The organism is Arthrobacter sp. 3Tela_A (assembly GCF_049311025.1).
Lineage (GTDB): Bacteria > Actinomycetota > Actinomycetes > Actinomycetales > Micrococcaceae > Arthrobacter_B.
In genome coordinates this window covers 1-10,120 of sequence record NZ_JAXIOM010000091.1, presented here as the reverse complement: position 1 = coordinate 10,120, position 10,120 = coordinate 1, and the positions used below count along the sequence as shown (strand labels likewise).

Here is a 10,120-nt window from a genome sequence, read left to right as displayed (position 1 = left end):
CTACTGGCTGGACCGCCCCGAACGCCCCGCTCCCCTGCCTCCGCTGGGATCCCGGATCACCGCCGCCCGGGGTGTGGTCGGCGGCGGGTACACCGGCCTGTGGACTGCGCTGCTGGCCAAGGAACGCAACCCGTCAACCTCCGTGGTGCTGCTGGAGGGGAACGAGGTGGGCTGGGCGGCGTCGGGCCGCAACGGCGGCTTCGTCTCCGCGAGCCTGACCCACGGCTACAGCAACGGGGTCAAGCACCTGCCCAAGGAGGTGGACCTGCTCAAGGAGATGGGCGACGAGAACCTGGCCGAGTTCGCCGAAACCATCCAGCGCTACGGGATCGACTGCGGCTTTGAGTGGAACGGAACCCTGGCCCTGGCCACCGAACCGCACCAGGTCCAGTGGCTGCGCGAGGAAGCCGGGCACGAGGGCGTCGAGTTCTTTGACCGTGACAAGGTCCAGGCCGAGGTGAAGTCCCCGCTGTACCTGGCCGGAGCGTGGAACAAGAAGGGCAGTGCCCTGGTGGATCCGGCGCAGCTGGCCTGGGGCCTGAAGCGTGTCTGCCTGGAGCTGGGTGTGCAGATTTTCGAGCACTCCCCGGTGCGGTCGCTGGCCAGGTCGGGAAACGGCGTCGAGGTGGAGACCGACGGCGGCACCGTCTCCGCAGCGAAGGTGGCGCTGGCGACCAACGTGTTCCCGTCGCTGCTGCGCCGGGCCCGCCTGCACACCGTGCCGGTGTACGACTACGCGCTGATGACCGAGCCGCTGACCGAGGCCCAGCTCGAATCGATCGGCTGGTCGCGGCGCCAGGGCCTGGACGACGTCGCGAACCGGTTCCACTACTACCGCCTCACCGAGGACAACCGGATCCTCTTTGGCGGCTATGACGCGCCGTACCACTACGGCCGCAGCATAAAACCGGAGTACGACCAGAGCGAGGAATCCTTCCGCCGCCTGGCTGCGCATTTCCTGGCAACCTTCCCGCAGCTTGAGGGCATTTCGTTTACGCATAAGTGGGGAGGGGCGATCGATACCTGTAGCCGGTTCTTCTCCTTCTTTATGAAGGCCTACGGCGGACGGGTGGCCTATGCTGCCGGGTTCACCGGGCTGGGTGTGGGTGCCAGCCGGTTTGGTGCCAACGTGCTGCTGGACCTGCTTTCCGGTTCCAAGACCCGGCGCACGTCGCTCGAACTGGTCCGCAAGCTGCCGCTTCCGTTCCCGCCGGAGCCGGTTGCGTGGCTGGGCGTGAAGATCACCACCGCTGCCATGGTCCGGTCGGACCGCCGGCAGGGCAAGCGTGGTCCGTGGCTCAAGCTGATGGACGCCGTTGGTATGGGGTTCGACTCCTAGCGGGCTTTGCCGGCGTTCCCTTGGGGCCCCCTATACCGGGGGCCCTTTGGGCTGCCGGTGCTTCAAGCTGCGTGCCTCCTTCGGCCTTATTCCCCCTCCCGAAGGAGGCACGCTTTCTCCTCTGTGCGTGGTGGAGGCTGCGGGATCGGAGGGCTGCCGGCTGCGGTGGACTGAGGGCTTCGATCTGCGGGCGGCCGCGGTATCTCCTGATCTGCAGGGGCCCGGGCGCGAACGTTCCTGGGCTCCGCCGTCCAACCTTCGGGGAGATAACGCTGCTTTGGGCACCTTCCGCATATCTCTCGGGCAGTTGACGTCGTTTTGAAGCTCTCAAAGCGACGTTAACTGCACGAGGGGTTGAGGGAACACTTCCTAAAGGACGTTATCTGCCCGAAGGTTGTGGGGATGCCGCGCGACGGGCGCGTCCCGAAGGTGTCCACACACACCCCACCGACTCCGCGCTGGCCAGTGCGACGTCAGTGTTCTGCGGCTCGCCGTCGAGCACCTCGGCCAGATCGCTGCGCTGGCGGTTTCGCCCGCCGTTCGGATAGCACCTTCCCCGGGTCAGGCACGTGCCAGCACCAGCCACGCGCGGGCTGGCGCATACGGCAGCTCGCGGATCTCCACCCCACCGAATCCAGCCTCGGCAAGGCTGGACTCCAGTGCGTCCGGACCACGGAACCGCAGAGTGCTGGTGGATTCCACCCGTTCCCCGTCGGATCGGAAAATGGTGGGCGACTCGAAGCTCACCAGCTCGCCGTCGACGCCGGTGACTTCGACCCAGTCCTCGACCAGTCCTTCGGCCCCGGCGTCGACCACCTGATAGGAACGTTCCTTCGTCCACCTTTCCCAGGCCCGGTCGGCCGGGTTCCGGGTTTCAAAAGCAAGCATGCCTCCCGGCCGGAGGCAGGTGTGAATGGAACGGAGCGTGCGAATCCAGTCGGCGTCGGACAGGAAAACCTGCGCGACGTTCGCCGTCATGGTGGCGAGGTCAAACCGCTGGTGGTTCGCCGGGTCAGCCGCGGCGTCCGGTGCGGTTCCAACCATCCACCGCACGGCACCGGCTCCCGGCTTGGCGCGGGCAACGTCAACGGAAGCCGACGCCGGATCCACGCCCAGCACTTCCACGCCCCGCGCTGCGAGAAGGCACGCGAGCGTACCGGTTCCACAGCCGACGTCGAGCACAGCCTCGGCCGCCGCCGCCAGGCCAAGATACGTGTCGAGGTCGCTGCGGCCGCCACCGAGGGCGTCGTACACGCGGGCAAGCCTGGGATGGGAGAAGATCGCGTCCGGCATCCCCCGACCCTACAATCCGCTGGACACTATTCCTTGAAGATCGCGTCCAGCACCTGGTGCGCCCACTGCAGCATCTCGGCGTCCTGCAGGTCGCGGCCGCCGATCTTCGCGGTCTTCGGCTTGGGAATCAGGATCGAGTTCAGCGCCGGCTTCACCTGCGACCCCGGGTACATCCGCTGCAGCCGCATGGTCCGCGATTCAGGCAGGTCGCCGGGCGAGAACCGGATGAAGTTGCCCTGCAGCGCGACGTCGGTCAGCCCCGCGGCGCGGGCATCGACCCGGAACCGGGCGACGTCGATCAGGTTCTTCACTTCCTGCGGCGGTTCGCCGTAGCGGTCCACCAGCTCGGCAAGGACCTCGTCGATCGCCTCGTTCGTCAGCGCCGAAGCCAGCTTGCGGTAGGCCTCCAGGCGCAGCCGCTCTCCCGGCACGTAATCGTGCGGCAGGTGCGCGTTGACCGGCAGCTCGATCTTCATCTCGGCGGCCTTCTCCTCGGCCTCGCCGCGGAAGTCCGCAACCGCTTCGCCGACGAGCCGGATGTACAGGTCAAAGCCGACGCCGGCAATATGCCCGGACTGCTCCCCGCCCAGCAGGTTACCGGCACCGCGGATTTCGAGGTCCTTCATGGCCAGCTGCATGCCGGCGCCGAGTTCGTTGTGTGCGGCGACGGCCTTCAGCCGCTCCAGCGCTACCTCACCCAGCGGCTTCTCCGACGGGTACAGGAAATAGGCATAGGCGCGTTCCCGGCCGCGGCCAACACGCCCGCGCAGCTGGTGCAGCTGGGAGAGGCCAAAGTGGTCCGCCCGGTCCACGATCAGGGTGTTCGCGTTGGAGATGTCCAGGCCGGTTTCGATGATGGTGGTGCACACCAGCACGTCGAACCGCTTTTCCCAGAAGTCCACGATGATCTGTTCGAGCTTCGCTTCGCTCATCTGGCCGTGCGCGACGGCGATGCGCGCCTCCGGGACCAGCTCCTGCAGGTGCGCGGCGGTCCGGTCGATCGAGGACACCCGGTTGTGCACAAAGAAGACCTGGCCTTCGCGCATCAGCTCGCGGCGGATCGCGGCCGAGGCCTGCTTGTCCGTGTACGGGCCCACGTAGGTCAGCACCGGATGCCGCTCTTCCGGCGGGGTGGCCAGCGTGGAGGTTTCCCGGATGCCGGTCAGTGACATTTCAAGGGTTCGCGGAATCGGGGTGGCACTCATGGCCAGCACGTCCACGTTGGTGCGCAGCTTCTTCAGCGCTTCCTTGTGCTCGACGCCGAAGCGCTGCTCCTCATCCACGATCACCAGGCCAAGGTCCTTGAACTGCACCTCCTGCGAGAGCAGCCGGTGCGTGCCGATGATGACGTCCACGGACCCGTTCAGCACACCCTCGATCACTTCCTTGGCCTGCTTGGCGGTCTGGAAGCGGGAAAGCGTGGCGACGCGGACCGGGAAACCGGAGAACCGTTCGGAGAAGGTTTCCATGTGCTGCTGGGCGAGCAGCGTCGTCGGCACCAGCACCGCGACCTGCTTGCCGTCCTGCACGGCCTTGAACGCAGCGCGCACGGCGATCTCGGTCTTGCCGTAGCCAACGTCGCCGGAGACCAGCCGGTCCATGGGAATCTCGCGTTCCATGTCTGCCTTGACCTCATTAATGGTGGTCAGCTGGTCCGGGGTTTCAACATACGGGAAGGCTTCCTCCAGCTCACGCTGCCACGGGGTGTCCTGCCCGAAGGCGTGGCCCTTGGACGCCATCCGCGCCGAGTAGAGCCGGATCAGTTCCCCGGCGATTTCCTTGACCGCCTTGCGGGCCTTGGACTTGGTCTTGGCCCAGTCGGAGCCGCCCATCTTGGACAGCACCGGGGTTTCCCCGCCCACGTAGCGGGTGATCTGGTCCAGCTGGTCCGTGGGGACGAACAGCCGGTCCCCCGGCGCCCCGCGCTTGGACGGCGCGTACTCCAGCACCAGGTATTCGCGGACGGTCTTGTTCACCCCGGCACCGGTGGCCCGCTGCAGCAGCTCCACGAACCGGCCCACACCGTGCTGTTCGTGCACCACAAAGTCGCCTTCCTGCAGCTGCAGGGGGTCGACGGCGTTGCGCCGGCGGGAGGGCATCTTGCGCATGTCCCGGGTGGAGTAGGTGCTGGCGCGGCCCAGCAGGTCCGCCTCGGTCAGCAGGCCCATCTTCAGGTTGTCGAAGACGAAGCCTCGCCCGGCGCTGGCGGTAGTGATCTCGATGATGCCCGGCTGCGGTTCGGTGTCCAGGGACTCCACGCGGGCGGCGGGAATGTCATTGTCGTGGAACAGTTCGGCCAGCCGGGAGGCCGGGCCGGGACCTTCGGTGACGACGACGAGGCGCCACTGGTCCTTGATGCGGGAGCCGATGAAGTCCATCATCTCCGCGACGTCGCCCTTGTAGCCGCGCGGTTCGCGGGCGTTGATCGTCAGGGTGTCGATGTCCAGGACGGTCTCGTCGTCCGGGTTGAAGGACGTGATCGCCCACCAGGCGACGTCGTTGGCCAGGGCCGCGGAGCGGGTGTCCGTCAGGGAACGGAAGCTCGCAGCTTCCAGGTCCGCGCTGAGGCCGGCGGAAAGATCAACCGGCGCCGCACCGCCGTCGGACGCTGTGGCCCACGCGGCGGCGAGGAACTCCTCATTGGTGGATTCAAGGTCGTGGGCGCGGGCGCGGACCTTCTCCGGTTCGATGACAACGGAGATCGAGCCCGGCGGGAGCTGGGCCATCAGCGGAACCATCTCCTCCACCAGCACCGGTGCCAGGGATTCCATGCCTTCGACGGCGATGCCGCCGGCGATCTTCTCGAGCATGTCCGCTGCGGCGGGCATCTGGCTCTGCAGTTTCGCGGCCCGGCTCATCACGTCCGGGGTGATCAGCAGTTCGCGGCACGGCGGGGCGTAGAGCTCCTTGGGGTGGATCACGTGCTCGCCGGTGAGGGTGCGCTGGTCGGCGACGGCGAACCAGCGCATCGAGTCCACCTCGTCGCCGAAGAAGTCGATGCGGATGGGGTGGTCGTCGGTGGGCGGGAAGACATCCAGGATGCCGCCGCGCACGGCGAACTCGCCGCGGTGGGAGACCATGTCCACCCGGGCGTAGGCGGCGTCGGCGAGCGCCTTGACGACGGCGTCGAACGGGCGTTCATCACCCACCGCCAGGGAGACCGGCTGCAGGTCTCCCAGGCCTTTGACCAGGGGCTGCACGACGGCGCGGACCGGTGCGACGACGACCTGCACGGGATCGTTCTCCGGGTGGGCGAGCCGGCGCAGGACGGAGAGCCGGCGGCCGACGGTGTCCGAGCGCGGTGAGAGCCGTTCATGCGGCAGGGTTTCCCAGGACGGGAACTCCTCGATCCCGGCCAGCGGAAGGTAGGAGCGCAGCGCTGCCGCGAGGTCCTCGGCTTCCCGCCCCGTGGCAGTGACGGCGAGGACCACAGGAGGTGCGCCGTTGGCCCCGGTGCCCGCGCCGCCGTCGTGCGCTTCTGCGAGCCCGTCCACCATTTCCGCCAGCAGCGCGGCCCGCATTCCCTGCGGTGCACCGATCTCCAGGTCCTGGCTGCGCTGGGCCGGACCCCGCGCGGCGTGTGCCTTCAGGCGGGAGTAGGACTTGTCCTCGGTGAGGGCGGCGCGCAGACCGTTCAGGCTCATTGCGGGGGTATCTCCTTCAGGGCAGGCAACGCAAGAACCCGAAGCTGGCAATCAACCCCGGGTAGGTAATTCCAGCCTACCCGCTGCCCGGTTCCCCGCACCGGGGTTACTGCTCAGGGCGAACCGGGGTGTGCCGCGGGTTGGATCCGGGCAAAAGGAAGGCCGCCCGCAGGTTTCTGCGGACGGCCTTCCCTAGTGGGTGCGAGAGATGCTCTTAGCGCAGGGCCTCGTGGCCCCGGTACTGCGGTCCCTGGGTTGCGGGAGCCGAAGGCAGTGCCCGTGCCGAGGACACTCCGTCACCGCCGCGGATGTCCGCATCCGTCTGGGCGAACGTCAGCGTGGTGTGTGCAACCGCGTCCGACATTTCGGAAAGCGCCTGCTTGCTGATGTTGCCCAGGTCGTCGCACTCTGCGTGATAGCAGGGGTCGTAAGGCTCGCCGGCGGTTCCGCCGAAGAGCGCTGCTTCCTCTGCCGTCTTTACGCCTTCTGCACCGGTGAAGAGGCCGCCGGCGGGGATTCCACGGTCAATGAAGGCGAAGTAATCCGACCGGCCGTCGAACTCCGTAGGAGCAGTGGGCAGTTCCTGCGTGGCGAAGTAGTCCTCGAAGACCCCTTCAATCACATCCGAACCGACGGGAGGCGGCGGAGATCCAGCCGGAGTCGGGAACGTACTCGCGTCTCCGTCATAGACAAACCGGACGAAGTTCGTGGATCCGAGCATGTCGAAGTTCAGATTGAGCAGCGTGTTCGCAATGGCCGTTTCATCCAGCTGGTCCACATAGTGCTGGGACCCCAGGAGCCCGTCTTCCTCAGCTCCCCAGAAGGCGAACCGGATCTGGTTCTCCAGCTTGAACTTGCCGGTCTTGCCGAGCTGGATAGCGGTCTCCAGGATGGCGGCGGTTCCGCTGCCGTTGTCATTGATGCCGGGCCCTTCGGACACAGAGTCAAGGTGCGCACCGACGACGACCTGGCGGGTCGGGTCGCCCTTGGGAGTGTCCGCGATGACGTTGAACGTTTCAGTCTCCTGGACCTCCGAATCCACTGCTACACGAAGGGTTGCCCCTGCCGTTCCGGCCAGTGCCTCGCCCACCGCGTAGGTGGTGCCGACCGCCGGAATGGCCGACGTCACGCCGCCCAGTGTTCCGTTGAGCAGGCCGGTGCGGTCCTCTGCGGGAGTGACGCCCTGGTTGAAGACGACAGCGGCGGATGCCCCGGCTGCTGCCGCGTTGGCTACCTTGTCCGCGAAGGGGCAGGTGCCGCGTTGCATTAGTGCAATGTTTCCGGCGGTGAAGTCCGCGAAGTCCGCCGCTTCACAGCCCGAGGTGTTCACCCGCTCGCCGGACAGGTTGATATCGACGACGGTGACCTCCGCCGTCACGTCCCCGGCGCCTGAATAGCTCATGGTCGTAAAGTCGGTGCCAGCCACGTATTCGGTGGCATTCGGGGAGACCTGTTCGAGGAGCTCGCTGTTGAGGACGAACTGCTCGTAGGTAAACGGCTGGCGGAACGGCTCATAGCCGGCTTTGCGCAGCTGGCGTTCAACGTACTGTGCACCTGCCTCGTAGCCGGGGGTCCCGGCCGCGCGGTTTCCACCGTTCCGGTCCGCGGCGTCCTGGAGACCCTCCAGATGGCGGTAGACGCCGTTGAGGGTCACCTTGTCGCGCAGCTTCTCGGAATCGGATTTGCCCGGCTTGCCGGGATGGCCCGGCTTGCCCGGCCCCGGTTTCCCGGGTTTGTCCGGCTTGCCGTTGCCGTGCCCCGGCTTGCCGGGCTTGTCCGGCTTGCCGTTGCCGTGCCCCGGCTGGTTCTTGCCCGGCCCCTGGTGCGAACCCTGGCCGCCCTTGCCGCCGGAGTTCAGCTCCGCGGAAAAGGCAGCCGGCGCACCGGCTGAGAGCGTGAGGACAACGGTGGCCGCCAGGGCGGCACCGCGCATGGATTTACTAAGTTTCATCGTTCCCCTAAGAGTGCGAGTGAATGAATGGCCTGCTGCGCGCCGCCCCCGAGGCACAAGCCGTGCCGCGATGCTATGGCAGTGATTCGGCCTCCTAACAGAGTGCGGCTGAACTGCGCCCGAATATCCGCAGGCACCCTTTCCAAAGCCTGCGGATTCGGCTAGGTTTTCCGTCCGCGTGCGGGCACCGACTGTGGCTTTTCACCGCACTGACTGCCACCCTTGAATGGCACGAGCATCACTGGAACTGCCTCATCCCAGCGCATCGGAGGCCTGCCCCATGGGACGTTCACCGGGACCCACCAGCAAAACTCTGTTCCTGCTCACCGCGCTGACTGCGGTTTCGCTCTTCTTCACGGCCTGCACCAACGCCGGAAACCAGGAGGACACGGCCAACAACGCCACTTCCTCGGCGGCATCGTCCACCCTGCCCAGCGACTGCGAAACCGGACCCGAGGCGACGTCGTCGTCCTGCCAGGCCGCCGGACCGGGCCGCACCGTCGCCGCCGACCGCTGCTCGGACACCTCCCCGACGCCGCTGGACGGCGGGGTGATCGAGGGCGCCTTCGGTCCGTGGTGTGAGAACGCCATTGCGACGTCGTACCCCACCGGGAACACCGAGTCCCTGATCCCGGAAGGCGCCGAGATGGAACTGACAATCTCTGAAACGGACATGGACACCACCATTGACATGCAGGTCCAGGACTTCCCGGCGAGCGCAACGTACCAGGGCATCCTGCATGAGGGGCCGTGCGCTGAGAGCCCCGGGGACATCGGGCCGGAGTACATCCACGAAGGCAGCGGGGACAACCCCAACGCGAACGTGGTGCTGGACTTCACCACCGCCTCCGACGGCTCAGCATCCGCCGCGGTCACTGTGCCGTTTGTGGTGCCGGACAACGCCTCCGGCGACTCACTGGTGCTGCAGGACACGGGCATGCAGATCGTCGGGTGCGTGCGCATTCCCTGACCGGCGCGGGGACCGTGTTGGGGGCGGCCCGGGGAGAGCGACTAGGATGTTTGGCGGGTCCGGTGCGCAAAAGCCGGACCTGCCGCACATTTCCTACCGGAGGACCCCATGGCCCTGTCTGCTTCCACCACCCTGCCCTACGACGCCGCGACGCTGACCAAGACCTTCACCGACGAAGGATTCGTCCGCAGCATCAGCGAGCACGTTGGCGGCTCCCTGGTTTCCCTGACGGTCGACGGCGACACCTCCGGACCCTTCACGCTCACCGCTGTGCGCCAGCTGCCCACCGACCGCCTGCCGGACATGGCCAAGAAACTGGTGGGCTCGTCCCTGACCGTGACCCAGAAGGAAGCCTGGGACGCACCGGCCGCTGACGGATCGCGCACGGCTTCCGTGGACCTCTCCGTAGGCGGCGTGCCGCTGAAGGTCAGCGCGGTGCAGCGCCTGGTCGTGCTGGTCGAGGGCACCCGGGTTGACGTTGAAGGTTCCGTCTCCTCCTCCATCCCGTTCCTTGGGGACAAGATCGCCAAGGCCGCCGAGCCCATGATCGGCAAGGCCCTGACCATCCAGGCGGCCCAGGCCGGCAAGTGGATCGAAAACAACTAGCCGCCACCCCTAAGTAGGAGTCTTTTTCGTGGATCTTCCCACCCCGCTTGCCCTTGTCCTGGTGATCGCCGGCCTCTGGTCGCTCATCGTCTGGCCCGTCTTCCTCAAGCGCGTCCTGAAGGACCCGCAGGCCCGCGATGCCAACGGTGCCGCCACCCGGTACATGACCACCAACCTCATGATGATCTCCACTGCGATGATCTTCGCGCTGGCTACCGCCGTCATCGGTATCCGCGGCCTGGTCGGCTAGCTTTTTTGGCGCATCGGCCCCCACCCCCGGCCCCCCCCCCGGGGGAAAAAGGGGGAGGTGAGCCGGG

7 protein-coding genes are annotated in these 10,120 nt (G+C 66.9%); 4 read left to right on the top strand and 3 right to left on the bottom strand.

From position 1 onward, the window contains the following. The coding region (locus TVC13_RS17540; RefSeq protein ID WP_422402420.1) for an NAD(P)/FAD-dependent oxidoreductase at window positions 1-1,339 on the top strand (1,339 nt) is incomplete at its 5' end. Between the two features lie 561 nt (window positions 1,340-1,900). Here TVC13_RS17540 and TVC13_RS17535 read toward each other — a convergent pair. From TVC13_RS17535 to TVC13_RS17525, 3 genes are all read right to left on the bottom strand, one after another. Then, on the bottom strand, window positions 1,901-2,632 hold the full coding sequence (locus TVC13_RS17535) for a class I SAM-dependent methyltransferase (RefSeq protein WP_422402419.1): 732 nt from the start codon (window positions 2,630-2,632) through the stop codon (window positions 1,901-1,903). A gap of 26 nt (window positions 2,633-2,658) precedes the next feature. Continuing rightward, window positions 2,659-6,276 carry a transcription-repair coupling factor gene (mfd, locus tag TVC13_RS17530; RefSeq protein ID WP_422402418.1) on the bottom strand — a complete coding sequence of 1,206 codons (3,618 nt, stop codon included), beginning with the start codon at window positions 6,274-6,276 and terminating at the stop codon, window positions 2,659-2,661. 214 nt (window positions 6,277-6,490) lie between these two features. Then, window positions 6,491-8,227, bottom strand: a complete 1,737-nt coding sequence (locus TVC13_RS17525; RefSeq protein ID WP_422402417.1) for a M28 family peptidase — start codon at window positions 8,225-8,227, stop codon at window positions 6,491-6,493. A gap of 280 nt (window positions 8,228-8,507) precedes the next feature. Here TVC13_RS17525 and TVC13_RS17520 point away from each other — a divergent pair, with 280 nt between their 5' ends. From TVC13_RS17520 to TVC13_RS17510, 3 genes are all read left to right on the top strand, one after another. Further along, complete coding sequence (locus TVC13_RS17520) at window positions 8,508-9,197, top strand: hypothetical protein (RefSeq protein WP_422402416.1); 690 nt, start codon at window positions 8,508-8,510, stop codon at window positions 9,195-9,197. Between the two features lie 108 nt (window positions 9,198-9,305). Further along, the gene (locus TVC13_RS17515; RefSeq protein ID WP_422402415.1) at window positions 9,306-9,803 is read left to right on the top strand and encodes a DUF2505 domain-containing protein; all 498 of its coding nucleotides are present in this window, start codon (window positions 9,306-9,308) and stop codon (window positions 9,801-9,803) included. A gap of 28 nt (window positions 9,804-9,831) precedes the next feature. After that, a complete protein-coding gene (locus TVC13_RS17510) occupies window positions 9,832-10,053 on the top strand; it encodes an SCO4848 family membrane protein (protein WP_422402414.1) in 222 nt (73 codons plus the stop codon). The last annotated feature ends 67 nt before the right edge of the window (window positions 10,054-10,120 follow it).

Bases quoted from the DNA above. Each gene is read 5' to 3' on its own strand.
- TVC13_RS17535 (WP_422402419.1), bottom strand. From the start codon at position 2,632: ATGCCGGACGCGATCTTCTCCCATCCCAGGCTTGCCCGCGTGTACGAC.
- mfd (WP_422402418.1), bottom strand. From the start codon at position 6,276: ATGAGCCTGAACGGTCTGCGCGCCGCCCTCACCGAGGACAAGTCCTAC.
- TVC13_RS17525 (WP_422402417.1), bottom strand. From the start codon at position 8,227: ATGAAACTTAGTAAATCCATGCGCGGTGCCGCCCTGGCGGCCACCGTT.
- TVC13_RS17520 (WP_422402416.1), top strand. From the start codon at position 8,508: ATGGGACGTTCACCGGGACCCACCAGCAAAACTCTGTTCCTGCTCACC.
- TVC13_RS17515 (WP_422402415.1), top strand. From the start codon at position 9,306: ATGGCCCTGTCTGCTTCCACCACCCTGCCCTACGACGCCGCGACGCTG.